29 protein-coding genes are annotated in these 26,011 nt (G+C 63.5%); 13 read left to right on the top strand and 16 right to left on the bottom strand.

Features of this window, described 5'->3' with window-relative positions; all coding sequences use genetic code 11:
• Positions 1-372: 372 nt before the first annotated feature.
• Entirely contained in the window at positions 373-1,569 is a 1,197-nt protein-coding gene (locus UCMB321_RS25830; protein ID WP_040071515.1) for a class I SAM-dependent rRNA methyltransferase, read from the bottom strand.
• Positions 1,570-1,767: 198 nt separating this feature from the next.
• Between UCMB321_RS25830 and UCMB321_RS25825 the strand changes: the two genes are divergently transcribed.
• The 3 genes from UCMB321_RS25825 to UCMB321_RS25815 all read left to right on the top strand — a co-directional run bounded on the left by UCMB321_RS25825 (position 1,768) and on the right by UCMB321_RS25815 (position 3,850).
• Complete coding sequence (locus tag UCMB321_RS25825; protein ID WP_209437211.1) at positions 1,768-2,580, top strand: HDOD domain-containing protein; 813 nt, start codon at positions 1,768-1,770, stop codon at positions 2,578-2,580.
• Between the two features lie 49 nt (positions 2,581-2,629).
• Positions 2,630-3,442: a bifunctional DNA-formamidopyrimidine glycosylase/DNA-(apurinic or apyrimidinic site) lyase gene (gene mutM, locus UCMB321_RS25820; RefSeq protein WP_040071513.1), complete on the top strand. Its 813-nt coding sequence runs from the start codon at positions 2,630-2,632 to the stop codon at positions 3,440-3,442.
• A 69-nt stretch (positions 3,443-3,511) separates the two neighbouring features.
• Complete coding sequence (locus UCMB321_RS25815) at positions 3,512-3,850, top strand: hypothetical protein (protein WP_040071512.1); 339 nt, start codon at positions 3,512-3,514, stop codon at positions 3,848-3,850.
• Positions 3,851-3,890: 40 nt separating this feature from the next.
• Here UCMB321_RS25815 and UCMB321_RS25810 read toward each other — a convergent pair whose 3' ends face one another.
• The 5 genes from UCMB321_RS25810 to UCMB321_RS25790 all read right to left on the bottom strand — a co-directional run bounded on the left by UCMB321_RS25810 (position 3,891) and on the right by UCMB321_RS25790 (position 8,542).
• Positions 3,891-4,142, bottom strand: coding sequence for a YfhL family 4Fe-4S dicluster ferredoxin (locus UCMB321_RS25810; RefSeq protein ID WP_040071511.1), 252 nt, complete (start codon positions 4,140-4,142; stop codon positions 3,891-3,893).
• Between the two features lie 136 nt (positions 4,143-4,278).
• Positions 4,279-4,758 carry a pantetheine-phosphate adenylyltransferase gene (gene coaD / locus UCMB321_RS25805; protein WP_040071510.1) on the bottom strand — a complete coding sequence of 160 codons (480 nt, stop codon included), beginning with the start codon at positions 4,756-4,758 and terminating at the stop codon, positions 4,279-4,281.
• 117 nt (positions 4,759-4,875) lie between these two features.
• On the bottom strand, positions 4,876-6,471 hold the full coding sequence (locus tag UCMB321_RS25800; RefSeq protein ID WP_040071509.1) for a GMC family oxidoreductase: 1,596 nt from the start codon (positions 6,469-6,471) through the stop codon (positions 4,876-4,878).
• 69 nt (positions 6,472-6,540) lie between these two features.
• Complete coding sequence (locus UCMB321_RS25795; protein WP_040071508.1) at positions 6,541-7,083, bottom strand: hypothetical protein; 543 nt, start codon at positions 7,081-7,083, stop codon at positions 6,541-6,543.
• A 28-nt stretch (positions 7,084-7,111) separates the two neighbouring features.
• The gene (locus tag UCMB321_RS25790; RefSeq protein ID WP_040071507.1) at positions 7,112-8,542 is read right to left on the bottom strand and encodes a coniferyl aldehyde dehydrogenase; all 1,431 of its coding nucleotides are present in this window, start codon (positions 8,540-8,542) and stop codon (positions 7,112-7,114) included.
• Positions 8,543-8,718: 176 nt separating this feature from the next.
• Between UCMB321_RS25790 and UCMB321_RS25785 the strand changes: the two genes are divergently transcribed.
• Both UCMB321_RS25785 and UCMB321_RS25780 read left to right on the top strand, forming a co-directional pair.
• Positions 8,719-9,387, top strand: a complete 669-nt coding sequence (locus UCMB321_RS25785) for a TetR/AcrR family transcriptional regulator (protein ID WP_040071506.1) — start codon at positions 8,719-8,721, stop codon at positions 9,385-9,387.
• Between the two features lie 132 nt (positions 9,388-9,519).
• Positions 9,520-10,374, top strand: coding sequence for a sulfurtransferase (locus UCMB321_RS25780; protein WP_040071505.1), 855 nt, complete (start codon positions 9,520-9,522; stop codon positions 10,372-10,374).
• A gap of 131 nt (positions 10,375-10,505) precedes the next feature.
• On the opposite strand, the gene UCMB321_RS25775 is transcribed toward UCMB321_RS25780, so the two are convergent.
• The 4 genes from UCMB321_RS25775 to UCMB321_RS25760 are packed head-to-tail and all read right to left on the bottom strand — an operon-like array spanning position 10,506 to position 15,041.
• Positions 10,506-11,525, bottom strand: coding sequence for a hydrolase (locus tag UCMB321_RS25775; protein WP_040071743.1), 1,020 nt, complete (start codon positions 11,523-11,525; stop codon positions 10,506-10,508).
• Between the two features lie 59 nt (positions 11,526-11,584).
• Positions 11,585-12,202, bottom strand: coding sequence for a 16S rRNA (guanine(966)-N(2))-methyltransferase RsmD (gene rsmD / locus UCMB321_RS25770; RefSeq protein WP_040071504.1), 618 nt, complete (start codon positions 12,200-12,202; stop codon positions 11,585-11,587).
• Positions 12,202-13,692, bottom strand: a complete 1,491-nt coding sequence (locus UCMB321_RS25765) for a M16 family metallopeptidase (RefSeq protein WP_040071503.1) — start codon at positions 13,690-13,692, stop codon at positions 12,202-12,204. Before UCMB321_RS25765 ends, rsmD begins: the two co-directional genes overlap by 1 nt.
• Positions 13,689-15,041 carry a M16 family metallopeptidase gene (locus UCMB321_RS25760; protein ID WP_040071502.1) on the bottom strand — a complete coding sequence of 451 codons (1,353 nt, stop codon included), beginning with the start codon at positions 15,039-15,041 and terminating at the stop codon, positions 13,689-13,691. The genes UCMB321_RS25765 and UCMB321_RS25760 overlap by 4 nt, the downstream gene beginning before the upstream one ends.
• A gap of 174 nt (positions 15,042-15,215) precedes the next feature.
• Here UCMB321_RS25760 and ftsY point away from each other — a divergent pair, with 174 nt between their 5' ends.
• From ftsY to rpoH, 4 genes are all read left to right on the top strand, one after another.
• On the top strand, positions 15,216-16,718 hold the full coding sequence (gene ftsY, locus UCMB321_RS25755) for a signal recognition particle-docking protein FtsY (protein ID WP_040071501.1): 1,503 nt from the start codon (positions 15,216-15,218) through the stop codon (positions 16,716-16,718).
• Positions 16,715-17,386, top strand: a complete 672-nt coding sequence (gene ftsE / locus UCMB321_RS25750; protein WP_040071500.1) for a cell division ATP-binding protein FtsE — start codon at positions 16,715-16,717, stop codon at positions 17,384-17,386. The genes ftsY and ftsE overlap by 4 nt, the downstream gene beginning before the upstream one ends.
• On the top strand, positions 17,383-18,405 hold the full coding sequence (ftsX, locus tag UCMB321_RS25745) for a permease-like cell division protein FtsX (RefSeq protein ID WP_040071499.1): 1,023 nt from the start codon (positions 17,383-17,385) through the stop codon (positions 18,403-18,405). Before ftsE ends, ftsX begins: the two co-directional genes overlap by 4 nt.
• Before the next feature lie 129 nt (positions 18,406-18,534).
• Positions 18,535-19,389, top strand: coding sequence for an RNA polymerase sigma factor RpoH (gene rpoH, locus UCMB321_RS25740; RefSeq protein ID WP_040071498.1), 855 nt, complete (start codon positions 18,535-18,537; stop codon positions 19,387-19,389).
• A gap of 198 nt (positions 19,390-19,587) precedes the next feature.
• Here rpoH and mtgA read toward each other — a convergent pair whose 3' ends face one another.
• Complete coding sequence (mtgA, locus tag UCMB321_RS25735; RefSeq protein WP_040071497.1) at positions 19,588-20,310, bottom strand: monofunctional biosynthetic peptidoglycan transglycosylase; 723 nt, start codon at positions 20,308-20,310, stop codon at positions 19,588-19,590.
• 70 nt (positions 20,311-20,380) lie between these two features.
• Here mtgA and UCMB321_RS25730 point away from each other — a divergent pair, with 70 nt between their 5' ends.
• The 4 genes from UCMB321_RS25730 (at position 20,381) to trmB (ending at position 22,643) form a co-directional block, all read left to right on the top strand.
• Complete coding sequence (locus UCMB321_RS25730; RefSeq protein WP_040071496.1) at positions 20,381-20,761, top strand: DUF423 domain-containing protein; 381 nt, start codon at positions 20,381-20,383, stop codon at positions 20,759-20,761.
• An 87-nt stretch (positions 20,762-20,848) separates the two neighbouring features.
• Complete coding sequence (thiS, locus tag UCMB321_RS25725; RefSeq protein WP_040071495.1) at positions 20,849-21,049, top strand: sulfur carrier protein ThiS; 201 nt, start codon at positions 20,849-20,851, stop codon at positions 21,047-21,049.
• Positions 21,050-21,113: 64 nt separating this feature from the next.
• Entirely contained in the window at positions 21,114-21,908 is a 795-nt protein-coding gene (locus UCMB321_RS25720; RefSeq protein WP_017903470.1) for a thiazole synthase, read from the top strand.
• A gap of 9 nt (positions 21,909-21,917) precedes the next feature.
• Complete coding sequence (gene trmB / locus UCMB321_RS25715) at positions 21,918-22,643, top strand: tRNA (guanosine(46)-N7)-methyltransferase TrmB (protein ID WP_040071494.1); 726 nt, start codon at positions 21,918-21,920, stop codon at positions 22,641-22,643.
• 154 nt (positions 22,644-22,797) lie between these two features.
• On the opposite strand, the gene UCMB321_RS25710 is transcribed toward trmB, so the two are convergent.
• Genes UCMB321_RS25710 through metW form a run of 5 tightly spaced genes read right to left on the bottom strand, consistent with a single transcriptional unit; the run spans position 22,798 to position 26,005 of the window.
• Entirely contained in the window at positions 22,798-23,121 is a 324-nt protein-coding gene (locus UCMB321_RS25710) for a DUF3392 domain-containing protein (RefSeq protein WP_040071493.1), read from the bottom strand.
• A gap of 9 nt (positions 23,122-23,130) precedes the next feature.
• Positions 23,131-24,333 (bottom strand): radical SAM family heme chaperone HemW, encoded by a 1,203-nt coding sequence (gene hemW / locus UCMB321_RS25705; RefSeq protein WP_040071492.1) that lies wholly within the window; start codon positions 24,331-24,333, stop codon positions 23,131-23,133.
• Positions 24,330-24,926 (bottom strand): RdgB/HAM1 family non-canonical purine NTP pyrophosphatase, encoded by a 597-nt coding sequence (gene rdgB / locus UCMB321_RS25700; RefSeq protein WP_040071491.1) that lies wholly within the window; start codon positions 24,924-24,926, stop codon positions 24,330-24,332. The genes hemW and rdgB overlap by 4 nt, the downstream gene beginning before the upstream one ends.
• On the bottom strand, positions 24,923-25,357 hold the full coding sequence (locus tag UCMB321_RS25695; protein ID WP_040071490.1) for a DUF4426 domain-containing protein: 435 nt from the start codon (positions 25,355-25,357) through the stop codon (positions 24,923-24,925). Before UCMB321_RS25695 ends, rdgB begins: the two co-directional genes overlap by 4 nt.
• 27 nt (positions 25,358-25,384) lie before the next feature.
• Positions 25,385-26,005, bottom strand: coding sequence for a methionine biosynthesis protein MetW (gene metW, locus UCMB321_RS25690; protein ID WP_040071489.1), 621 nt, complete (start codon positions 26,003-26,005; stop codon positions 25,385-25,387).
• Positions 26,006-26,011 lie beyond the last annotated feature (6 nt).

Raw genomic sequence — 26,011 nt, 5'->3', positions numbered from 1 at the left:
TGCTTGGTTGCTACCAGGCAGTGAAGGTTGGCGATCTTTTTGGCTTCCAGATTGATTTTTTTCATGAGTGTTACTCCATTGAGTTGAATAGCTGATGCTGCTGGTTTTAGTCATTTGTGAAATGACTAACTCAATAGTAGTTTGGTTGTGGTTGTTGGCAAGGGAAAAGTAAGTAGGAAACATCCAGTAATTTTGTAAGGGGGATCTTTGTCGCGTAGGACGCTTTATGTGTTTTTGTTGTTATGAGTGTAAGTTTGACGCATGTGTGTTGTAAGAGGTGTGGTTGAGTGGGGACGTGTTTGAATGAGGAGTGGGGGTGGGTATTTAATTATCCGCAAGGCGCGGAGCAGGGCTGCTCCGCGCCGCAGAAAGTTAGCTGTTAGGCAACAACCGGCAAATAATGCTCTTGATATAGCGTGTTTCCGGGATCGCCGGGTGTACCGGATGGTCCGGGCCCTGGCCGCCGCGTTCCAGCAATTGGATATTGCGGTCCAGGTGACGGGCGCTGGTGAGCAGGATGTTCTGCAGGTCATCTTCCGGCAGATGCATCGAGCACGAGGCGCTGACCAGGATGCCGTCCTTGCTCAACAGGCGCATGGCCTGCTCGTTCAGGCGGCGGTAGGCGCCTTCGCCGTTCTTCAGGTCTTTCTTGCGCTTGATGAAGGCGGGCGGGTCGGCCACGATCACGTCGAAACGCTCTTCGGAGGCCTTCAGTTCCTTCAAGGCTTCGAACACGTCACCTTCGATGCAGGTCATCTTCTCGGCAAAACCGTTCAACGCCGCGTTACGTTCCACACCGTCCAGGGCAAAGCCCGAGGCATCGACGCAGAACACTTCGCTGGCACCGAAAGCCGCCGCCTGCACGCCCCAGCCGCCGATATAACTGAACAGGTCCAGCACCCGCTTGCCCTTGGCATACGGCGCCAGGCGCGCACGGTTCATGCGGTGATCGTAGAACCAGCCGGTCTTCTGGCCTTCCATCACCGGCGCTTCGAACTTCACGCCGTTCTCTTCCAGGGCTACCCACTCCGGCACCAGGCCGAATACGGTCTCGACATAACGCTCAAGACCTTCGGCGTCGCGGGCCGCGGAGTCGTTCTTGAACAGGATGCCGCTCGGTTTCAGGACTTGGACCAGCGCCGCGATCACTTCGTCCTTGTGCTGTTCCATGGCCGCCGAGGCGAGCTGGACCACCAGAATATCGCCGAAACGATCCACCACCAGCCCCGGCAGCAGGTCGGAATCGCCATAGACCAGGCGATAGAACGGCTTGTCGAACAGCCGCTCGCGCAGCGACAGGGCCACGTTGAGGCGGTGCACCAGCAGGGACTTGTCCAGCGGCAACTTGCTGTCGCGTGACAGCAGGCGGGCGCAGATCAGGTTGTTCGGGCTCATGGCGACGATGCCCAGCGGCTTGCCGCCGGCGGCTTCCAGCACGGCCTGGTCGCCGGCCTTGAAGCCATGGAGCGGGGTGGCCGCCACGTCGATTTCGTTGCTGTAGACCCACAGGTGACCGGCGCGCAGGCGTCGGTCGGCGTTGGCTTTAAGGCGTAGGCTAGGCAGGGACATGACGTCGCTCCGGGAAAAAAGAGCGGAATTATAGCGGGAGTTCGGTGTTCCCGGCGTGGGATGTTTCATGTAAGCGTTTGTACACTCGGCCCATGCCGTACAGGTTTTCCGCTAGAATCGTCCGCTCGCCCGGAGTTTGTACTCATGTCCCAAGAACTTTCACCCGAACAGATCCAGCAGGCCCTGCAAGGCATCAGCGTGCCGCCTCAACCGCAAATCATGGTGGATTTGCAGATGGAGCAGTACATGCCGGACCCGGATCTGGAGGTGATCGCCCGGTTGATCAGTCAGGATCCCGGCCTCTCCGGTGCATTGCTGAAACTCGTCAACTCGCCCTATTACGGCCTGTCGAACAAGATCGCTTCGATCCAGCGCGCGGTGAATCTGCTGGGCAGCCGTTCGATCATCAACCTGATCAACGCGCAGTCGATCAAGGGCGAGATGGCCGACGAAACCATCGTGACTCTCAATCGTTTCTGGGACACCGCCCAGGATGTGGCCATGACCAGCCTGACCCTGGCCAAGCGTACCGGCGGCCAGGCGGTCGATGAGTCCTATGCCCTGGGGCTGTTCCACGATTGCGGCATTCCGCTGATGATCAAGCGCTTCCCCGACTATATGTCGGTGCTGGAGCGGGCCTACGCCAATGCCGGCCCGGAACAGCGCGTGGTGGACACGGAAAACGCCGAGTTGAATACCAACCACGCAGTGGTCGGCTACTACACCGCCAAGTCCTGGCGCCTGCCGGAGCATGTGACCAACGCCATCGCCAATCACCACAACGCCCTGGCGATCTTCAGCGACGAGTCGACCCGCAACAGCCAGTTGAAGAACCTGCTGGCAATCCTGAAAATGGCCGAACACATCTGCGCGTCCCATCGGGTGCTGGGCAACCAGACCGAAGACCACGAGTGGAACACCATCGGCCCTCTGGTGCTCGATTATGTCGGCCTGTCCGACTACGACTTCGAGAACCTCAGGGAAAACATCCGCGAGCTCGGCACTCACTAAGCGTTCGAGCACCGTCGCCGAGCCCGTTATCGCCTGACCTGGGGCCAGCATGCCTGAATTACCTGAAGTCGAAACCACCCGGCGCGGTATCGCGCCCCATCTGGAAGGCCAGCGGGTCAGTCGGGTGATCGTGCGCGACCGCCGGCTGCGCTGGCCGATCCCGGAGGACCTCGATGCGCGCCTGTCCGGGCAACGCATCGTGCAAGTGGAGCGGCGGGCCAAGTACCTGCTGATCAATGCCGAGGTGGGTACGTTGATCAGTCATCTGGGGATGTCGGGCAATCTGCGACTGGTGGAAGCCGGCCTGCCGGCGCTCAAGCATGAGCATGTGGATATCGAGCTGGAGTCCGGGCTGGCACTGCGCTACACCGATCCGCGGCGCTTCGGGGCGATGCTCTGGAGCCTCGATCCACTCCATCACGAGTTGCTGGTGCACCTGGGGCCGGAGCCGCTGACCGATCTGTTCGATGGCGAGCGGCTGTTCCAGCTGTCGCGCAAGCGTTCCATGGCGGTGAAGCCGTTCATCATGGATAACGCGGTGGTGGTGGGGGTCGGCAATATCTACGCGACCGAGGCCCTGTTCGCTGCCGGCATCGACCCGCGTCGCGAGGCCGGGAGCATCTCGCGGGGGCGTTACCTGGCGCTGGCGATCGAAATCAAGCGCATCCTGGCTGCGGCCATCGAGCGTGGCGGCACCACGTTGCGCGACTTTATCGGCGGCGACGGCCAGCCCGGCTACTTCCAGCAGGAACTGTTCGTCTACGGGCGTGGCGGCGAGCACTGCAAGGTCTGTGGCAGCGGTTTGCGCGAGATTCGCCTGGGGCAACGGGCCAGCGTGTATTGCCCGCGCTGCCAGAGCTGACCTGACAAGCGTGCGGACGCTGTTATAGTTAAGACTTTGCCATCCATTGCCTTGTTGAAGGATAGTGCCATGAACCCGTTTCGCATCCTGGCCCTGGTTGTGGCCCTGAGTTTCGGCCTGCAAGCGTTGCCGGTTCTGGCGGACGATGGCAGCAGCGGCGATCCGACCTACAAGATCCAGAATCCGCCGGCCTATGCGATGATCGGCGACCTGTTGGTGGCCCGCCCCTTGCTGGTGGGCGCGACCCTGATCGGCACGGCGGTGTTCGTGGTGTCGTTGCCGTTTACCGTGTTCGGCGGTGTCGATGGGGTAGGCAACGCGGGCAAGGCGCTGGTGCTCGCCCCCGGGAAGGCGGCCTTTGCCCGTTGCCTGGGCTGCACAGCCGAAGGCTTCGACGGCGACCACTGATCTGCGTTTGTAGGCGCTAACTCGCTCCTACAATGGTGGATCAGGCCTTACCGGTGATCCTGCGGTACTTGGCCATCAACTCGGCTTCGGTTTCCGGATGGGCTTCATCCAGTGGGATGCAGTCCACCGGACAGACCTGCTGGCATTGCGGCTCGTCGTAGTGGCCCACGCACTGGGTGCACAGGTTCGGGTCGATCACGTAGATCTCTTCGCCTTGGGAAATGGCCGCGTTCGGGCACTCGGGTTCGCAGACGTCGCAGTTGATGCAGTCGTCGGTGATGATCAGGGACATGGGCACTCCGGCCCGGACGACAGGCCCGGGCGACATGAAAACTAATGTACCAATTGTGCCGCATTGGCGCGCGCAGTGCACGCGCGCACGTCGGGGCGACCGTCATGGCCGCCGTCGACAAGGCTTGCGCGGGACGTTATTTCTTGAAGCGCAGGGTCAGCGCGTCGGCCACCGCCGGGTGGACGAACTTGGTGATATCGCCACCCAGGGCCGCGATTTCACGGACCAATGTCGACGAAATGAACGAATAACGCTCCGACGGCGTCAGGAACAGGCTTTCGACGTCCGGGGCCAGTTGGCGGTTCATGTTCGCCAGCTGGAACTCGTATTCGAAGTCCGACACGGCGCGCAGGCCGCGCAGGAAGACGTTGGCGTTCTGTTCCTTGGCGAAATGCGCCAGCAGGGTGGAAAAGCCCACCACTTCCACGTTGGGCAGGTGCTTGGTGACCTCGCGGGCCAGTTCCACACGTTGCTCCAGAGGAAACAGCGGGTTTTTCTTCGGGCTGGCGGCCACGGCGATGATCACGTGGTCGAACAGGCGCGCGGCGCGCTCGACCAAGTCGCCATGACCCTTGGTAATCGGGTCGAAGGTACCTGGGTACAACACTCGGTTCATCGCGTCGTCCTGGCGGGTGTCCGTTTGCGGGAGTCGGATGGTAGCGCAGCCTTTCCGGTCGGCCAAGTCAGGATTCCGGGAAGAAAGCACTATAGACGCAGCGAATAGTCCTCTTTTTCACGGGTTTTTCAAGCGCCGCGCGAGGGCGCTCGCCAACTGCGCCGTCAGTCCGTAGATCGAAAGCTGTGGGTTGGCGCCTATGCTGGTGGGGAACAGCGAGCCGTCGTGGATCGACAGGTTGCGCAGTTGATGATGACGGCCCAGGCTGTCGGCGACGGCGCTTTTCGGGTCTTCGCCCATGGCGCAACCGCCCATGACGTGGGCGCTGCCGAGGCGCGTGCGGTACAGCTCCAGGCTCAACCCATCGATCTGTTCCCGGGCCTTGGCCAGGGTGTTGGCGTAGTCGGCATCGGCGTGCAGCGGCAGCACCGACTTGGCGCCCGCCGCGAATTGGATCTCGGCCATGCTGTGGTACGCCCGGCGCAGGCCCTCCCAGGCATAGGTGGAAACCGGGTAGTCGAGCGCCGGCGTGCCGTCGCCGTGCAATTCCACGCTGCCGCCGGGGCTGTCCGGGTGGAAGCCGTCGCGCATCAGCGCCAGCATCATGTGGGTGTGGGGCAGTTGCTCCATGCGCAGGGCGCTTTGCGTGCCGAAGCCACCCAGCAGGGTGCTGGCCAGCGCCGGTTGCAGGGGCGGGACTTCGAGTTTGTAGGACATGGGCCCGGTGACACCGGCTTTCCACTGGAAGTGGTCGCAATAGATCGATTGGGGGGCGCCGTAAAACGGATTGATGACCTCGGAAAACTGCCCGGCGGAGAAACTCACCAGGTGCAGGAAGGTACGTTTGCCCAGTCGGCCACCGGGATCCGGTGCCCTGGAGCGCAACAGCAGTCCCGGGCTGTTGATCCCGCCCCCCGCCAGCACGTAGTGCCGGGCCTTGACCTTGATGGTCCGGCCATTGGGGGCCACACAGCGTTCGTCCATTCCTGTACAGAGCAGGCCGGTGACCTGGTCGCCTTCGATCTGCAGGCGCTCGGCCCGCGCCAGATAGAGGAGTTCGCCACCTTTCTCCAGGGTCGCGGGAATGCTGGTGACCAGCATCGACTGCTTGGCATTGGTCGGGCAGCCCATGCCGCAGTAACCCAGGTTCCAGCAGCCGCGGACGTTGCGCGGGATGACTTTCCAGCTGTAGCCGAGGGCTTCGCAGCCCTTGCGGATCACGTCGTTGTTGGCATTGGGCGGTATGATCCAGGGGGCGACGCCCAGGCGTTGCTCCATTTGCTCGAACCAGGGCGCCATCTCGGCGCTGCTGTGGCCTATGACGTTGTGCTCCCTGGCCCAGTGTTCGAGGGTCTGTTCCGGGGTGCGAAAGCTGGAGGTCCAGTTGATCAGCGTGCCGCCGCCGACTGCGCGGCCCTGGAGGATGGTGATGGCGCCGTCCTTGCTCATGCGCCCGATGCCTTCCTGGTAGAGGCTGGTGTAGGCCTCGTCCTCGAGCATCTTGAAGTCGCTGCTGGTTTTCAGCGGGCCTTCCTCGATCAGCAGGACCTTGTAGCCGGCGGCACTGAGGATTTCGGCGGTGGTGCCGCCGCCCGCGCCGCTGCCGATGATGGCGACATCGGCCTCCAGCGTCAGGTCCTGATCCAGGCGGGCACCGTTGTAGGTTTTCCAGCCTCGGGCCAGGCCTTCGCGAAACAGATCGGGTACAGGCATGCACAGCCTCTTTTCTTGTTGTTTTCGGGATGTTCGGGGCGCTGAATGGGGGGGCATCCAGCCGAGGGGTCAGATTTTCGGCGGTCCGGGATAACCGCAGTGCACCCAGGCTTCGGCGCGGTTGTACCAGGCCATCATCACCAACTGCAGCAGGGACGCGTGGCCCATGCGCAGCAGGCTCAGGTAACTGTTTTCCCAGCGTTCGAGAAAGGCGTGGATCTGGGTGTCGGTGGCATTTTCCCAGCGTCCCCAGATGCCGGTCAGCGGCCCACGGGTGATGCCCATGGCGAGTACGTCGAACAGTTGCCGGGTCAGCTTGAGCATTTCCGGCGACAGGTGATTGAGGCTGTGGTCCAGGCTCGCCAGGGTCTGTTCGCTGGCGGCGGGCATTTTCTCGGCGCTGACGGCACCTTCGAGCATTACCGGGATCAGGGCGCGCAAGAACGGCAGGTCATTGTCCTGCAGCACGGCAAAACCGCTGGCCGGGTGGCCTGCGGAGCAGCCGCTGAGGCTGGCGGCAAGCCCGGCGGTGCTGAGGAAGGCGCCGGCGCACAGGCCGATTTTCAGCAGGCCGCGGCGGCTCAGTTCGGGGGATTCGGACAGGCTTGGCATTCTTGTTATTCACCTGGGCAGTGGAAGATCAACGGACGAACAGCTTCTGGATCAGTTTCTGGATCGATTTGCCGTAAGGCGGATAGATCAGCCGTGTCGCGTTGAAGCGCTGCTTGGTCAGCACCCCCTTGGCCTTGCTGAAGGTCAGGAAACCTTCGTGGCCGTGGTAATGCCCCATGCCCGAGGGACCGATGCCGCCGAAGGGCAGGTCTTCCTGGGGGACATGGAGCAGGGTGTCGTTCAGGCAGACGCCGCCGGAATGGGTTTCATCGAGCACCCGTTGCTGTTCGGCCTTGTTGTAGCCGAAGTAGTAGAGCGCCAATGGACGAGGCCGGCGGTTGATGTAGGCAAAGGCTTCATCCAGGCCCTTGTAGGGCACGATGGGCAGCAGCGGGCCGAAGATCTCGTCCTGCATCAGCGTCATCTCATCGCTGACGTTCAGCAGCAGGCTGTGACCCATGCGCCGCTCCTGGCCCTGGTCGAACAGCGGAATCAGCAGCGCGCCCTTGCTGGTGGCGTCGCTGAGGTAGCCGTTGAGCCGGGCCAGTTGGCGGTCGTTGATAATGCTGGTGTAGTCCGGGTTGTCGATCAGTGTCGGATAGAACCCGCGCACGGCCTGGCGGTAGGCTTCGACGAAGGCGCCGACCCGATCTTCCGGTACCAGCACGTAGTCCGGTGCCACGCAGGTCTGGCCGGCGTTGAGGGTCTTGCCGAAGGCGATGCGTTCGGCGGCGTCCTTGAGGGGGACGTCCTGGGAGACGATGGCCGGCGACTTGCCGCCCAGTTCCAGGGTCACCGGGGTCAGGTTTTCCGCTGCCGCGCGCATCACGTGCCGGCCGATGCTGGTGGCGCCGGTGAACAGCAGGTGATCGAACGGCAGCCTGGAGAACGCCATGCCGATCTCGGCTTCGCCGAGCACCACGCACACCTGATCCTCCGGGAATACCCGGCCCAGCAGTTCCTTGAGCAGAAGGCCGGTGGCCGGGGTCGACTCGCTGAGCTTGAGCATCACCCGGTTGCCCGCCGCCAAGGCCCCCACCAGCGGGCCGATGCACAGGAACAGCGGGTAGTTCCAGGGCACGATCACCCCGACCACGCCCAGTGGCTGGTAGACGACCTTGGCCGAGGCCGGCTGGAAGGCCAGGCCGACGCGCCGACGTGACGGTTTCATCCAGCGCTTGAGGTGTTGGCGGGCGTGGTGGATGCCCTGCAGGCTGGGCATGAGTTCACCCAGCAGGGTTTCATCGGCACTGCGGTTGCCGAAGTCCTGGCTGATGGCGTCGATCAGGGCCTGCCGTTCGTCACTGAGCATCCGCTGCAGGCTGGCGAGCCATTGGCGGCGTTGCTCGACGGGAGGCATGGGGTGAGCGGCGTAGGCCTGGCGCTGCGCTTGAAACAGGCGCTGGAGCTGGTCCAGTTGCGGCTGCAATTCCTGCAGGTAGGCGATTTCAGCGGACATGGCGCGCTCCTGGTGTGTGATTGTATTTTTCAAACAAGTGTTTAGAGTTTTTACTCCAAAAAGTCAACAAGCCGATCCTGCACTTTCTTATAGCAGCTGAGAATCAGGGCGATTTATCCGCGGCCGGATAGGCCGTAAGATGCCCGGTACCGTCTTCTGGAAGTAAAGCTGAAGTCATGGCCTCTCGAATAAAAACCAGCGAGCGCATCGTCCAGAACAGCCTGGACCTGTTCAACCAGCAGGGCGAGCGCAGCGTCAGCACCAACCATATCGCGGCGCACATGGACATTTCGCCGGGTAATCTCTATTACCACTTCCCCAACAAGCAGGCGATCATCGCCGTGCTGTTCGCCGAGTACGAAGCCCTGGTCGACAGCTTCCTACGCCCGCCCCAGGATCGCGCCGCGACCATCGACGACAAGCGTTACTATCTCAAGGCGCTGCTGGCGGCGATGTGGCGTTATCGCTTCCTGCACCGCGATCTCGAACACCTGTTGGAGAGCGATGCCGAACTGGCCGCCCGTTACCGACGTTTTTCCCAGCGTTGCCTGATCCAGGCCCAGGCGATCTACGCCGGTTTTGTCGAGGCCGGCATCCTGGACATGGATGCGGTGCAGATCGAGTCGCTGACCCTGAATGCCTGGATCATCCTGACCTCCTGGGTGCGCTTCCTGAGCACCACCCGCGAGAATGCCCATCACCTGAGTGAAGAGTCGATCAAGCGTGGGGTCTATCAGGTGCTGGTGCTGGAATCGGGTTTCGTCACCGCGCAGTCGCGGGTGGCGGTGGACAAGTTGCTCAATGAATTTTACGTGCCGTTGGCACAGGCCCTGGATGAAGTGTAAGAGCGAGCTTGCTCGCGATGGGCGTCAACGATAACGCGGGGTATCTGAAACCATGCGGCGCCCTTGAGTTCATCGCGAGCAAGCTCGCTCCTACGGTTGTCGTTTATCCACTTTACTTAGGAGGAGTTCGTCATGTCCCTTGCGCAACTGATCAGCCCCCAGCAACTGGCCGAACGCCAGGCTCGGCCCGGGTTGGTGATCCTGGATTGCCGTTTTGCCCTCGAAGACCCGGATTACGGGCAGCGCAGCTATGCCCTGGGGCATATTGAAGGTGCGCACCACGCCGATCTGGAGCGTGACCTGAGCGGCCCGGTGACCAAGGGCGTGACTGGTCGTCATCCGCTGCCGGCGCCGGCGGCCTTGATCGAGCGCTTGCAGGCCTGGGGCATCAATGCCGACAGCGAGGTCGTGCTCTATGACGACGGCCCCGGCATGTACGCCGCCCGCGCCTGGTGGCTGCTGGCCTGGTTGGGCAAGCGTGACGGGGTGTTCGTGCTCGATGGCGGGCTGAAAGCCTGGCATGCGGCCGGGCAGCCGCTGAGCCTGGATCCGCCGGACACGGGGCGTGGAACCTTTGACGGGACGCCGGACGCTTCGTTGCAGATCAGCGCCGAAGAGTTGCTGCAGCGTCTCGGGCAGCCTTCCATGACGCTGCTGGACGCCCGGGCCTTGCCGCGTTTTCGCGGTGAGGTGGAGCCGATCGATCCGGTGGCCGGGCATATTCCTGGCGCGCAATGTGCGGCCTTCAGCGAAAACCTGGACGCCGATGGACGGTTTCTGCCGGCGGATCAACTCAAGCAGCGTTTCGCCGCCAAGCTCGGGGGGCGTTCTGCGCAGGAACTGGTGGCGTATTGCGGTTCTGGGGTAACGGCATGTCACAACCTGTTTGCCCTGTGCCTGGCGGGTTATCCGTTGGGAACCTTGTATGCCGGCTCGTGGAGCGAGTGGATTACCGATCCGCAGCGCGGGATTGCGACGGGCGATTGAGCCTGGTGAGGTCCTGAACTGTAGGAGCCGGCTTGCTGGCGATGGCGTCCGCATGGGCGATGCAAGACTCTAGGGCCCCATCGCTGGCAAGCCAGCTCCTACAGGGGGGGCGTTCGTAAGAATGTATGTGGTCAAGTCGAGGTGCGCGCAGCTGCCGGGGTGGTTCCGATATCGGCCAGCCATTGCGGAATCCGGCGCTCCAGGTAATAACCGGGCTTGCCCAGGGTGCCGTCGACGAACCCCACATGCCCGCCCTTTGCCTGCAACTCGAACTGGGTGTCCACCGCCAGCTCGCCCGGCTCCGGCAGGCTGTGGGGAAACACGAATGGGTCGTCCTTGGCCTGGATAATCAGCGTCGGAGTACGAATCGCGCCAAGGAAATAGCGGCTGGAGGCGCGGCGATAATAATCCTGTGCATCGGCAAAACCGTGCAGCGGTGCCGTTACCCGGCCATCGAAATCCCAGAAGGTGCGCAGGCCCGTCAGCGGCCCCAGGTCGCTCAGGGTCGCCAGGCCCTCGAGCCGTCCGTCGTACTGGAACTGGCGCTGCTTGTTCTTGATATAAGCCAGCATCTCGCGCATGAAGTGCGCCTGGTAGATCCGCGAAAAGCCCTGGCCGATGCGGTCGGCGCACTGGTCCAGGCGAAACGGCACCGACACCGCGACGGCGCCTTGCAGGCCGCTGTCCTGGCCACTTTCCCCCAGATGCTTGAGCAGCACGTTGCCGCCCAGGGAGTAGCCGACGGCATAGAGTGGCGCCAGCGGGCGCTGGGCCTTGAGGTGGGCGACAGTCGCCGCCAGGTCCTCGCTGGCACCGGAGTGATAACTGCGCGCCAGCAGATTGGGTTCCCCCGAACAGCCCCGCCAGTTCAGCGCCACGCTGGCCCAGCCCTGGTTACCCAGCGCCTGTTGCAGGCCGGCGACATAAGGCGAGTTCGATGAGCCGGTCAGCCCGTGCAGGACCAACACCAGCGGCGTCTCGGCGGCATGCGGGCCGTGCCAGTCGAGGTCGAGGAAATCGCCGTCGTCGAGCCACAGGCGTTCACGCTGGCGCTCGAGGTGGACGGTCTTGCGCCAAAGCGGTCCCCACAAGGTTTGCAGGTGTGGATTGCCCAAGCCCGGAGCGGGGGTGAAACGCGGGGGGAATGTCAGCACTGTCGTTCTCGTCGCTTCAGGTGCGTACGGCGGGTACGCACCTTTTTACAGGTCGCTTAACCATCGACCCCGGCACTGCGTTGCCATAATGCATAGTAGACCCGCCCGGACTTCTGCTCGCGATGCAGGCGCCAGTTGCCCGGCATGCCAAGGCCCGAGGGCGCGGCTTCGCTTTCGGTGTAGACCCAGGCGTCGTCGGCCAGCCACCGGCGCTCTTCCAGCAGGGCGCAGACCCCGGGCAGCAGGTTCTGGTTGAACGGTGGGTCGAGGAACACCAGGTCGAAGGCCGTGGCTGTCTGGGTCTCCAGGTAGCGCAGGGCGTCGGCGGTCTGCACCTGGCCAACGCTGCAGCGCAGGGTGCCGAGGTGCTCGCGCAGGCTGGACACGGCCACGTTGCTGGCATCCAGCGCCTGGCCCATGGCCGCGCCACGGGACAGGGCCTCGAGGAACAGGGCGCCGCTGCCGGCGAACGGATCGAGCACCTTGGCCCCGGCGACGTAGGGCGCCAGCCAGTTGAACAGGGTTTCGCGCACGCGGTCCGGCGTCGGGCGCAGCCCCGGGACATCGGGGAAGCTCAGGCGCCGGCTGCGCCATTCGCCGCCGATGATGCGCAGTTGATTCACGCCGTTATGCGGGTGAGCGGGTTTCTTGCTGGGACGCGATGGGCTGGCCATTAATGCTCCGGAACCCCGAGCGGCTGCTCGGTGGGTTTGTCAGTCGGCGGCGGCAGGGGCTTTTGCGGCACCGTGGGACCTGCGGTGACGACGATCATCCTGTCGACACTCAGGTGTTTGTTCATGGCGGACTTGACCTGGTCGACGGTCAAGGCCTGGGTCTGTTGCACGAAATTTTCCAGGTAATCGAGCGGCAGGTCGTAGAAACCCATGACGCCCAACTGGCCGACGATGCTGCTGTTGCTCGCATTGGAGAGCGGGAAGCTGCCGGTCATTTCGCGCTTGGCGTCGTCGAGCTCCTTCTGGGTCGGACCGTTTTTCAGGTAGTCGGCGACCACGTCGTCCACCAGCTTGAGGGTCCCTTCGCTCATTTCGGCGCGGGTTTGCAGGTTGATCTGGAACGGACCGCGGGCCTGCATCGGCGAGAATCCCGAATAGACACCATAGGTCAGTCCGCGTTTTTCGCGTACTTCGCTCATCAGGCGGGTACCGAAGCCGCCACCACCGAGGATCTGGTTACCCAGGGACAGGGCCGCGTAGTCCGGGTCGGTGCGGTCGATGCCTTGCTGGGCCATCAGGATGGTGGTCTGCTTGGACGGGAACTCGATATGCCCGAGGCTGGCTTTCGGCTCCTCCGGCTGGGCGATCTTCGGCAAGGCCGGGCCCTTGGGCAGGGCGGCGGAGACCTGGGCGGCGATGCCTTCGGCTTCATTGCGCGACAGGTCGCCGACCAGCGCGATCACCACGTTGCCGGCGGCGTAGGCCTTGGCATGGAAGGCGCGCAGCTGTTCGAGGGTGATCGGCGGGATGCTCTGCGCGGTGCCTTCGCTGGAGTGGGCATAAGGGTGATCGCCATACAGGCGCTTGGACAATTCCAGGCTCGCCAGCTTGCCGGGGTTCTGCTTCTGGTATTCGAAGCCGGCCAGCAACTGGTTCTTGATCCGCGCCAGGGAGTCGGCGGGGAAGGTCGGCCTGCCCACCACTTCGGCGAACAGCTTCAACGCCGGTCCACGCTTGTCCGGGGCGCTGAGGCTGCGCAGCGAAGCAATGGCCATGTCCTTGTAGGAACCGTTGCCGAAGTCGGCCCCCAGTCCTTCAAAGCCCTGGGCGATGGCGCCGACGTCCTTGCCGGCCACGCCCTCGTTGAGCATCGCGTTGGTCAGTGCGGCCAGGCCGGCCGCCTTGCCGTCCTGGCTGCTGCCGGCGGCGAAGGTCAGGTTCAGGTTGAACATCGGCAGTTCATGGGCTTCGACGAACAGCACCTTGGCGCCTTCGGCGGTTTTCCAGGTCTGCACGTTCAAGGTGCGGCGTGCCGGCGCCTTGCTGTCCAGCTCCGCCAGCGATTGCAGCTTGTTGCCGGCCTTGGCCGCGTCCAGGGCCTGGCTGGCCTGGGAGTTGCGCAAATCGAACAGATAGAAGCCGATACCGCCCGCCGCCACGGCGAGGGTCAGGGCGAGCAAGGCGAAACGTGGCCCCTTGGACTGACTCATTGGGCGTTCTCCTCGGGCAATACATGGGCGACGCTGAGACGCTCGCGGGTGAAATAGGTGCGGGCGGCTTTCTGGATATCCTGCGGCGTGACGCTTTGCAGGTCGGACAGCTCGGTGTCCATCATTTTCCAGGACAGGCCGACGGTTTCCAGCATGCCGATGGCGCTGGCCTGGCTGGTGATGGAGTCGCGTTCGTAGACCAGGCCGGCAATCACCTGGGCGCGTACGCGCTCAAGCTCTTCGGCACTCGGGGCCTGGGTCTTCAACTGCTCCAGCAGGCGCCAGAGGCCGGCCTCGGTGTCGGCCAGGGTCTTTTTCTTCTGGCTGTTGGGGGTGGCCGAGAGCTGGAACAGGGTGTCGCCACGGGTGTAGGCGTCGTAGCTCGACGAGCCGCCGGAGATCAGCTCTTCGCCGCGCTCCAGTTGCGACGGCAGGCGGGCGCTGTAGCCGCCGTCGAGCAGGGCGGCGATCAGCCGCAGGGCGTTGACCGAGCGCTTGTCTTCGGCGGTGGCGAAGCTTGGCACGTTGAAGGCGAGCATCAGGCTCGGCAACTGGGTCTTCACCCGCAGGGTGATCTGGCGTTCACCCGGCTCGTCGAGTTCCCGGGGGATCTTCGCCGGCGGCGTGTCACGCCGGGGGATGGCGCCGAAATAGCGCTGGGCCAGGGTTTTGACTTCGTCCGGGGTGACGTCGCCCACCACCACCAGGGTGGCGTTGTTCGGCACATACCAGGACTGGTACCAGTGGCGCAGTTCCTCGATCTTCATTCGATCCAGGTCCGCCATCCAACCGATCGTCGGCGTGTGGTAGCCACTGGCCGGGTAGGCCATCGCCTTGAAGCGCTCGAAGGCCTTGCCCATGGGCTTGTCGTCGGTGCGCAGGCGGCGCTCTTCCTTGATCACTTCGATTTCACGGCTGAACTCGTCGGCCGGCAGGCGCAGGCTGGCCATGCGGTCGGCCTCCAGTTCCAGGGCCACGCCCAGGCGGTCGCGGGCCAGGACCTGGTAATACGCGGTGTAGTCGTCGCTGGTGAAGGCGTTTTCCTCGGCGCCCAGGTCGCGCAGGATCAGCGAAGCCTCGCCCGGGCCGACCTTGGCGCTGCCCTTGAACATCATGTGCTCCAGGGCGTGGGACAAGCCGGTCTGGCCCGGGGTCTCGTAGCTCGAACCGACCTTGTACCAGATCTGCGAGACCACCACGGGAGCGCGGTGATCCTCGCGGACCACGACCTTCAGGCCGTTGTCGAGGGTGAATTCGTGGGTCGGTTGCGGGTCGGCGGCCAAGGCGGCCAGGGGCAGACACAGCGTGCTGAGCAACAGGCCAGCGGCACGGCGGGCTAGAGCATTCATTCGTTTTCAAACCTGTAGTACGGCCCGCGTGATCTTAGCGTCGGCAGGCGAGGAGGTGCTAGGATACTGCGTTGCGCGCGAACAATCTGGTCAAAAGGCAGTCTGTTACGCATCAGAATATTATTTGCCGAAGCGCCACCTTGGCGCGTCGCTACCGTGAGATAGCCGTCCTCCATGTTTGGTTCCAACGACGACAAGAAGACCCCAGCCCCGGCTGGCGAGAAAAAAAGCCTGTTCGGCTGGCTGCGCAAGAAACCGCAGGAAGCCGTCGTCGAACAGCCACAGCCGACCCCTGAGGCCGCGCCTGCGCCTGCGCCGGTGAGCGAGGCTTTGCCGGTCGCCGCCGAGCCGTTGCCGGTCAGCGCACCGGTGCTTGAAACGCCAGCGGTCGCACCGGTTTCCCCGGTGCATGAGCCCTGGCCGAGCTTGCCGGTGGCCGAAGAGCCGGTTGCCCTGGTCGCGGATGTCCAGGCGCCTCATATCACCCCACCGATCCCGGCGCCCGTCGTTGCGCCTGTCGCTGAAGTGGCAGCGCCCGCGCCGTTCGTCGCCGAACCGGTACAACCGCCGGTCATTGCGCCGATTGTCGAGACTCCAGCTCCAGCTCCAGCTCCAGCTCCAGCTCCAGCTCCAGCTCCAGCTCCAGCTCCCGCACCGGTCGTGGTACCTGTGGTTGCGCCGGCCCCGGTCGTCGTGGCCGAACCCGTGGCCGTCGAACCGGTCAAGCCTGCCCCTGAGGAAAACAAGGTCGGCTTCTTCGCCCGCCTCAAGCAGGGCCTGTCCAAGACCAGCGCCAGCATCGGCGAAGGCATGGCCAGCCTGTTCCTGGGCAAGAAGGCCATCGACGACGACCTGCTGGAAGAGCTTGAAACCCGCCTGCTGACCGCCGACGTGGGCGTCGAAGCGACTTCGGTGATCATCCAGAGCCTGACCCAGAAGGTTGCCCGCAAGCAACTGACCGACAGCGACGCGCTCTACGCCTCGCTGCAGGCCGAGCTGGCGGCGATGCTCAAGCCGGTGGAGCAGCCGCTGGCCATCGCTTCGCAGCAGAAACCTTTCGTGATCCTGGTGGTGGGCGTCAATGGCGCCGGCAAGACCACCACCATCGGCAAGCTGGCGAAGAAGCTCCAGCTCGAAGGCAAGAAAGTCATGCTGGCGGCGGGCGATACCTTCCGCGCGGCGGCCGTGGAGCAACTGCAGGTGTGGGGCGAGCGCAACCAGATCCCGGTGATCGCCCAGCACACCGGTGCCGATTCGGCCTCGGTGATCTTCGACGCGGTCCAGGCGGCCAAGGCTCGCGGTATCGACGTGCTGATCGCCGACACCGCCGGGCGCCTGCACACCAAGGACAACCTGATGGAAGAGCTGAAGAAGGTCCGTCGGGTCATCGGCAAGCTCGATACCGAGGCGCCCCACGAAGTGCTGCTGGTGCTCGACGCCGGTACTGGGCAGAACGCCATCAACCAGGCCAAGCAATTCAACCAGACGGTCCAACTGAGCGGCCTGGCCTTGACCAAGCTCGATGGAACCGCCAAGGGCGGGGTGATCTTTGCCCTGGCCAAGCAGTTTGGCCTGCCGATTCGCTACATCGGCGTCGGCGAAGGGATCGACGATCTGCGTACCTTCGAAGCCGAGCCCTTTGTCCAGGCCCTTTTCGCCGAGCGGGAGCGTTCATGATTCGTTTCGAACAGGTCGGTAAACGCTATCCGAACGGTCACGTCGGCTTGCATGAGCTGAGCTTTCGGGTGCGTCGTGGTGAATTCCTGTTCGTGACCGGGCATTCCGGCGCGGGCAAAAGTACCCTGTTGCGGCTGCTGCTGGCGATGGAACGTCCGACCACCGGCAAACTGCTGCTGGCCGGGCAGGACCTGGGCCAGATCAGCAACGCGCAGATCCCGTTCCTGCGCCGGCAGATCGGCGTGGTGTTCCAGAACCACCAGTTGCTGTTCGATCGCACGGTGTTCAACAACGTCGCCCTGCCGCTGCAGATCCTCGGCCTGTCCAAGGCCGAGATCGTCAAGCGCGTGGATTCGGCCCTGGAGCGCGTGGCGCTGTCGGACAAGACCGACCTCTATCCCGGCGACCTCTCCACCGGCCAGCAACAGCGTGTGGGCATTGCCCGCGCCATCGTCCACCGTCCGGCCCTGCTGCTGGCGGACGAACCCACCGGTAACCTCGACCCGCGCCTGGCGGCGGAGATCATGGGCGTGTTCGAGGACATCAACCGCCTGGGCACCAGCGTGCTGATCGCCAGCCACGACCTGGCCCTGATCGCTCGCATGCGCCACCGCATGCTGACCCTGCAACGCGGCCGATTGATCGGCGACGGGGAGGCCGGCGTATGAGTGCGACCCGCAGCCCGAAAGTGGCCGAACGCGTGGCCCCGAAAGCCTCCGACCCGCAGCCGCCGAAGAAGAAACGCAACGAAGACGACGGTCCGGACTTCGGCACCCTGCTGCACGCCTGGATCGAAAGCCACCGCGCCAGCCTGGTGGACAGCCTGCGCCGCCTGGGCAAGCAGCCGATCGGCAGCTTCTTTACCTGCCTGGTGATGGCGGTGGCCCTGAGCCTGCCCATGGGCTTGTCGCTGCTGCTGAGCAATGTCGAGCGGTTGGGCGGCTCCTGGCAGCGCGCGGCGCAGATTTCCCTGTACCTGCAACTGGATGCCAGCCCGACCGAAGGCGAGCACCTCAGCGAGCAGATCAAGGCCATGCCCGGTGTGGCGGATGCCGAGTTCATCAGCAAGGAAAAGGCCCTGGACGAGTTCCAGCAACAGTCGGGCCTGGGCGAAGCGCTCAAGGAGCTGCCGCAGAACCCCTTGCCGGGGGTGGTGCTGGTGACGCCGAACGAAGTCGACAAGCCGACCCTGGAGGCATTGCGCCAGCGCCTGGCCGAGTTGCCCAAGGTGCAACAGGCCCAGTTGGACCTGGTGTGGGTCGAGCGCCTGGCGGCGATTCTCAAGCTGGGCGACCGGTTCGTCTTCGGCCTGACGGTGCTGCTGGTGTCTGCATTACTTTTGGTGATAGGCAATACCATTCGTCTTCATATTGAAAACCGCCGCACCGAGATCGAAGTGATTAAACTGGTCGGCGGCACTGATAGCTATGTGCGTAGGCCTTTTCTGTACATGGGCGCGCTTTATGGTTTCGGTGCCGGGTTTTTGTCCTGGGGCGTACTGGCTTATGGCCTTAACTGGCTGAATGACGCGGTGGTCGGGCTGGCCGGTCTCTACGGCAGTGATTTCGCCCTGGCCGGCGTACCGGTGGCCGATGGTCTGTCCCTGTTGCTTGGGGCGGTGCTCTTGGGGTATATCGGTGCTTGGATTGCGGTCGCACGGCATTTACGCGAGCTGGCGCCGAAGTAGTTAATGTCAGATTAATGTGGTTTCGCTTGTATTGGCCGTGTCAGTGGTTTAGGGAACTTGTCCTGCGGTTCCCGGTCAATTTTCGCAGTGCATCACTGCACGAGTTATGTGAGTCGGAGGTTTTTTCGTATGACCACTTCTTTGCAACCTGCTTACGCGTTGGTCCCGGGTGCGAACCTGGAGGCCTACGTGAACACGGTGAACAGCATTCCCTTGCTGACGCCGGAGCAGGAGCGTGAACTGGCCGAGAGTCTCTACTATGAGCAGGATCTGGAGGCGGCTCGGCAGATGGTGCTTGCCCACCTGCGGTTTGTCGTCCATATCGCCCGTAGCTATTCCGGCTACGGTCTGGCGCAGGCTGACCTGATCCAGGAAGGCAACGTCGGCCTGATGAAGGCCGTGAAGCGCTTCAACCCGGAAATGGGCGTGCGCCTGGTGTCGTTCGCCGTGCACTGGATCAAGGCGGAAATCCACGAATTCATCCTGCGCAACTGGCGCATCGTGAAGGTGGCGACCACCAAGGCCCAGCGCAAGCTGTTCTTCAACCTGCGCAGCCAGAAGAAGCGTCTGGCCTGGCTGAACAACGAGGAAGTCCACCGCGTGGCGGAAAGCCTGGGGGTGGAGCCGCGTGAAGTGCGCGAGATGGAAAGTCGGCTGACCGGCCAGGACATGGCCTTCGACCCGGCGGCGGAAGCCGACGACGACAGCGCGTTCCAGTCTCCGGCCAATTACCTGGAAGACCACCGGTATGACCCGGCGCGTCAGCTGGAAGATGCCGATTGGAGCGAAAACTCCAACAGCAACCTGCATGAAGCCCTGGAAGTGCTGGACGAGCGCAGCCGTGACATTCTCTACCAGCGCTGGCTGGCGGAGGAGAAGGCCACGCTGCACGACCTGGCGCAGAAGTACAACGTTTCGGCCGAGCGTATTCGCCAGCTGGAAAAGAGTGCGATGAACAAGCTGAAGCTGTCGATTGCCGCTTAAGCGCTGACGCAATGAAAAACGCCCCGAGTTGATCGGGGCGTTTTTGTTTTGAAGTTCGGAATTTGCAGTGCCTGGGCGGGCGTCTCGCGAGCAAGCTTGCTCCTACAGTGTCGGCGGCGTGCCGAAGTTTTGTGAACGACGCTGGCCCTGTAGGAGCAGCCGGTCGACGCTCGATTGCTCGCGATGAGGCCCCGGAGATCACATCGCCCAGGGCGCCCTGCGCGAGCTGTTCAGCCCCACCAGGTACTCATCCCCACCCAACTGGTTCATCTGCTGGCGAATCCAGCCCGCCCGGCGCGCCACATAGGTGTTCGGATGGCTGGCGCTCCACTCCCGCGGATTGGGCAGTACGGCCGCCAGCAAACTGGCCTGCTGGCGCGACAAGCCCGCCGCGCTGACGCCAAAGTGATGCCGCGCCGCCGCTTCCGCGCCGAACACGCCGTCGTCCCACTCGACGCTGTTCAGGTACACCTCGAGAATCCGCTGCTTGGGCCAGGTCAGTTCGATCAGCGCAGTAAACCAGGCCTCCAGCCCCTTACGGAAATAACTGCGGCCCGACCACAGAAACAGGTTCTTCGACACCTGCTGGCTCAAGGTGCTGGCGCCGCGAATCGAACCGCCGCGCTCGTTGTGCTCGAAGGCGGCTTGGATCGCATCGAAGTCGAAACCCCAGTGTTCAGGGAATTTCTGGTCCTCGCCGGCCATCACCGCGACTTTCAGCTCGTCGGAGATCTCGCTCCACGGGCGCCAGCTGCGTTGCAGGTCGATGGGCTGGCCATCGCTCCACGACTCGATCTTGCGCTCGACCATCAGCGCGGTCCCGGGCGGCGGTACCCAACGAAACAGCAGCACCAGCAGCACGCTGCCGATGGCGAACCATTTCAGGACGGTGATCAGGCGACGAAACAGGAATTGCAACATAGAGATGGCTTGGCCGGGGCGTGGGAGCGGGCCATTATACAGACCCTGTGCCCCCTGGATGGAGTTCGTCATGTTGCGTGGTTTTTTGCTGCTGGCCGCCTTTTTCGGTTTTACCGGCGTGGCCCTGGGGGCCTTTGCCGCCCACGGCCTGAAAGACCGCCTGAGCGCGGAGTACCTGGCGATCTTCCACACCGGCGTGACCTATCAGTTGGTGCATGCCCTGGCGCTGTTCGGTGTCGCGCTGCTGGCGGCGCATATTCCGGGGCGCCTGGTCACCTGGGCCGGCGTTTCCTTCGCCGTCGGGATTATGCTGTTCTCCGGCAGCCTGTATCTGTTGACCCTCACCGGCATCGGCAAGCTGGGCATCATCACCCCGTTCGGCGGCCTGGGCTTCCTGGTCGGCTGGTTCTGCCTCGGTCTGGCCGCCTGGCGCCTGCAAGCGGCGGCGTGAGCTGACCCTCAGGTCGACGAATGGCTTGGGTCGCCCGGACTGATCGGGCTAGAATGCTGGCCCCTAAAAATGATGGCAGCCCGGCGCATGCGCATTCAATTGAACGGCGAATCCTTTGAACTGCCCGATGGCGAGACCGTCGCGGCGTTGCTGGCCCGGCTCGACCTGGTCGGGCGGCGGGTGGCGGTGGAGCTGAACCTGGATATCGTTCCGCGCAGCCAACATGGCGAAACCGCCCTGCGTGAAGGCGATCAGGTCGAAGTGGTGCACGCTATCGGTGGCGGTTGATCCCGCCGCGGTCCCACGCCCTGATCCCCCCTGCAAGCCCTCAACCTTTCAAGAGGATTTCCGAATGAGCACTGTTCGCAGCGACAAGCCCTTCGTGTTGGCCGGCCGTACCTATCAGTCCCGCCTGCTGGTGGGCACCGGCAAATACCGTGACATGGAAGAAACCCGTCTGGCCATCGAAGCCTCGGGTGCCGAGATCGTCACCGTGGCCGTGCGTCGGACCAATCTCGGCCAGAACCCGGGTGAACCGAACCTGCTGGATGTCCTGCCGCCGGATCGCTACACCATCCTGCCGAACACCGCCGGTTGCTATGACGCCATCGAGGCCGTGCGCACCTGCCGCCTGGCCCGTGAGCTGCTGGACGGCCACAACCTGGTGAAGCTGGAAGTCCTGGCCGACCAGAAAACCCTGTTCCCGAACGTGATCGAAACCCTCAAGGCCGCCGAAGTGCTGGTCAAGGAAGGCTTCGACGTGATGGTCTACACCAGCGATGACCCGATCATCGCCCGGCAACTGGCGGAAATCGGCTGCATCGCGGTCATGCCGCTGGCCGGCCTGATCGGCACCGGCCTGGGGATCTGCAACCCGTACAACCTGCAGATCATCCTCGAAGAAGCGAAGATCCCCGTGCTGGTAGACGCCGGTGTCGGTACCGCGTCCGACGCCACCATCGCCATGGAACTGGGTTGCGAAGCGGTGCTGATGAACTCGGCCATCGCCCACGCCCAGCAACCGATCCTGATGGCCGAAGCCATGAAACACGCCATCGTTGCCGGCCGCCTGGCCTACCTCGCCGGGCGCATGCCGAAAAAACTCTATGCCAGCGCTTCCTCGCCGCTGGATGGTCTGATCAAGTAAGAGCCTTTGATGACTGAATCGAACGACACGCCAATCCAGACGGAAGAAGGCGAAGAGCGCCAACACCGCCGTATCAAGAGTTTCGTGATGCGCGCCGGGCGCATGACTGAAGGCCAGCAGAAGGGCCTGGAGCAGGGCGCGCCGCTGTTCGTCCTGCCGCTGGCCGATGCGCCGGTGGATTTCGACCAGGTGTTCGGCCGTTCGGCGCCGCGCTCGCTGGAAATCGGCTTCGGCATGGGCCATTCCCTGCTGGAGATGGCGGCGGCCGCGCCGGAGCAGGACTTTATCGGTGTCGAAGTGCACCGTCCGGGTGTCGGTGCGCTGCTCAATGGCGTGCTGACCCAGGGCCTGAAAAACCTGCGGGTCTACGACTGCGACGCCATTGAAGTGCTCAACCGCTGCGTGGCGGACAACAGCCTGGATCGGCTGATGCTGTTTTTCCCCGATCCTTGGCACAAGAGCCGCCATCACAAGCGGCGTATCGTCCAGGCGTCCTTTGCCGAGCTGGTGCGCAGCAAGCTGAAGGTCGGCGGGATTTTGCACATGGCCACCGACTGGGAGCCGTATGCCGAGTACATGCTGGAAGTGATGAATGTCGCGCCGGGTTACCGCAACCTGGCGGAAGACGGCAAGTGCGTGCCGCGTCCGGCCGAGCGCCCGATCACCAAGTTCGAACGCCGCGGCGAGCGGCTGGGGCATGGGGTCTGGGACTTGAAGTTCGAGAAGCTGGCCTGAGGCCTGAGGCCTGTGGCGGTGAGGTGAACCCACTCACACCGCAACCCCTGTAGGAGCCGGCTTGCCGGCGATGACGTCCGCAAGATCGATGCAAGACTTGCTGGCCTCATCGCCGGCAAGCCGGCTCCTACATTGACCGCGTTAACCTTCTGAGTCAGCGCCGATCCGCCACCACCCCGATCAACACCAGTACCACCAACAGCACGGGCGCCAGGCTGTAGTTGTTGAACTGGCTCAAGCCCCGCACCACCCAGGGCGTGGCGTAGATCAGTGCCGCGCCACTGCCGATCATGCACAGCAGGGCCAGCAGCGGCACGCGCAAGGCGCCGGCGATGCTGCCCAGGCGTTGATCGATCCAACTCTTGATGTCCGCGCCAAACAGCACCAGCAGGCAGCCCACCAGCGCCAGGGCGATTTCCGACAGGTTGCTGCGGCTCCAGCGTGACACCGTGGCGAGCAGGTCGAGTACCAGGTCCATGGGGTTTCCTTAGGTCAAAAAGTAGTGCAGCAGGTCGTTGAGAAACAGCTGTCCGCGGGTGGTGGCCGCCAGGCGTGACGGTTCGACCTGTAACAGGCCACTTTGTTCTGCTTCGGCGCGTGCTTCGTTCAAGCTGTCGAGACTAAGCCCGGTACGTTGCGGGAACAAGACGGCGTCGACGCCCTCGGTCAGGCGCAGGGCGTTCATCAGGAACTCGAACGGCAGCTCATCGTTGGGCAGGGCTTTTTCCCCGGCCTGGAAGGCCTTGGCCGGATTCAGGTAGTCCTTGGGCAGGCGGGTTTTCCAGGTGCGCACGATGCGCCCGTCCGGGTGGCTGAGCTTGCCATGGGCGCCGGCGCCGATACCGATGAAATCGCCGAAGCTCCAGTAATTGAGGTTGTGTCGCGCCGTCCGCCCGGGCTGGGCATAGGCCGAGACTTCGTACTGGGCGTAACCGTGCTCGGCCAGCAGGGCCTGGCCGGCTTCCTGGATATCCCACAGGGTATCGTCTTCCGGCAGCACCGGCGGCTGGTTCCAGAACACGGTGTTCGGCTCGAGGGTGAGCTGGTACCAGGACAGATGCGTGGGCTTCAGGGCAATGGCCTGGCGCAGGTCGGCCAGGGCATCCTCCAGGGACTGGTCCGGCAGGCCGTGCATCAGGTCCAGGTTGAAGTTGTCGAACCCGGCTTGGCGCGCCATATCCGCTGCCCGCACGGCTTCGCCGCCGGTATGGATGCGGCCCAGGGCCTTGAGCTTGTCTTCCTGGAAGCTCTGGATGCCGATGGACAGTCGATTGATGCCCAGTTGGCGATAGGCGATGAATTTTTCCTGCTCGAACGTCCCGGGGTTGGCTTCCAGGGTGATTTCGATATCGCCGGCGAACGGGATACGCGCTTCGACGCCCTTGAGCAGTCGCCCCAGCGCCTGGGCGCTGAACAGGCTGGGCGTGCCGCCACCGAAGAAGATCGAGCTCAATTCACGGCCATACACCGCGTGCAGGTCCTGGTCGAGATCGGCCAGCAGCGCGTCGACATACTCCTCTTCCGGCAGCACGGGGCTCGCGGCATGGGAGTTGAAGTCGCAATACGGGCATTTGCGCACGCACCAGGGGATATGGATGTACAGCGCCAGGGGCGGCAGCGGTGACAGGGCCGCCCGAGGGCTGGGGGCGCTGCCGTGGATCAGCGGCGGCGCGGAGTCGGTCCGGGTCATTTCAGGCCCAGGCGCTGGCGCAACAGGGCCATGGCGCGGGCGCGGTGGCTGAGCTGGTTCTTCTCCACGGGGCCCAGTTCGGCACTGGAGCAGTCACGTTCCGGCACCCAGAACAGCGGATCGTAGCCGAAACCGTGCTCGCCGCTGGCGGCGGTCAGGATACGACCATGCCACAGGCCTTCGCAGAGGATCGGCAGCGGATCGTCGGCATGCCGGACCAGCGCCAGCACGCAGACGAACTGCGCGCCGCGCTCGGCGGTGGGGACGTCCTTCAAGGCGTCGAGCAGCTTGGCGTTGTTCGCCGCATCGCCCTGGCCATCGGCATAGCGGGCCGAGTAGATGCCCGGCGCGCCGCCGAGAAAGTCCACCGCCAGCCCCGAATCGTCGGCCAGCGCCGGCAGGCCGGAAATACGTGAGGCATTGCGGGCCTTCAGGATGGCGTTTTCGACGAACGACAAGCCGGTTTCTTCCGGTTCGACGCTGCTGAACTCACCGATCGAGCGCAGGTGCACCGACCCGCCCAGCATGGCCTGGAGTTCCTTGAGTTTGCCGGCGTTGTGGCTGGCCAGTACCAGTTGGCTGAAATTCATCATTCGGCTGGGAAAAGTTCCTGATTGAAGCTGAAATTGTGGGCATCGCCGCCGATGGTGACGGTAATGTCGAAGGTGCGGCTTTCCACCTGCGGTACCGGGTACTGCGCCAGGTAGTAGACGGCGCCCTGTTCGGTGATCTGCTTGAAGTGCAGCGGGACGTTCATGCCGGTCAGGTCCTTCACGTTGCCGCTGACCTGGGCGACCAGCGGTTTGCCGGCCTTGAGCACCGAGACGTTGATCACGCCCTCGGTCTTGCTGCGTACCAGCTCCTTGTCCCGGGCAATGTCCGGTTGAAGGTAGGTGGAATTGAAGGTGTTGTAGTGCACGGTGAGATCACCGAACACTTCCTGGCGCTCGCTCTTGATGGGATCGGCGGCCATGGCCGTGACGCCGAGGCAGGCCGCCACCAGGAAAACAGCTGAACGAAGCATGATCATTCTCCTCGACACAGTGCGGTTTTACACCGCGAGCTGATGATCGGCGAGGCCCGGACTGCTGACACGATAGATGCCGATCTCCCCTAATAGATTAGGCCATAGCTTGCTGGCCCACCCATGACGGTGCTGTTGATCCACGGCAAGTCGGTTGATTACCTTGGCGGAGCGTTCGCTGCACAGGGCCTCGAAGTCTTCGAAGGTGCAGAAGTGGATGTTCGGCGTGTTGTACCAGGTGTACGGCAGGAAATCGGACACCGGCATCCGCCCCTTGCTCGCCAGGTACCAGCGGCAGCGCCAGTGACCGAAGTTGGGGAAGGTGATGATGCACTGGCGACCGACCCTGAGCATTTCGTCGAGGATCTTGTCCGGGTAGTGCACGGCCTGCAGGGCCTGGGTCATGACCACGATATCGAAGCTGTTGCTGGCGAAGTTGCCCAGGCCCTTGTCCAGGTCCTGCTCGATGACGTTGATGCCCTTGGCCACGCAGGTGGCGATGTTGTCCGGATCGTTTTCCAGGCCGTAGCCGGTGACCTGCTTGTGGTCGCGCAGCCAGCTCAGCAGTTCGCCGTCGCCGCAGCCGAGGTCGAGCACGCGGCTGCCGGCGGGGATCCAGTCTTGGATGATTTCCAGGTCGGCTCTCATGGCGTC

Origin of the sequence: Pseudomonas batumici (genome assembly GCF_000820515.1) — a bacterium.
GTDB classification, from domain to species: domain Bacteria; phylum Pseudomonadota; class Gammaproteobacteria; order Pseudomonadales; family Pseudomonadaceae; genus Aquipseudomonas; species Aquipseudomonas batumici.
The sequence above is the reverse complement of the archived record's forward strand: the minus strand, read 5'-3'. Positions and strand labels throughout refer to the sequence as shown.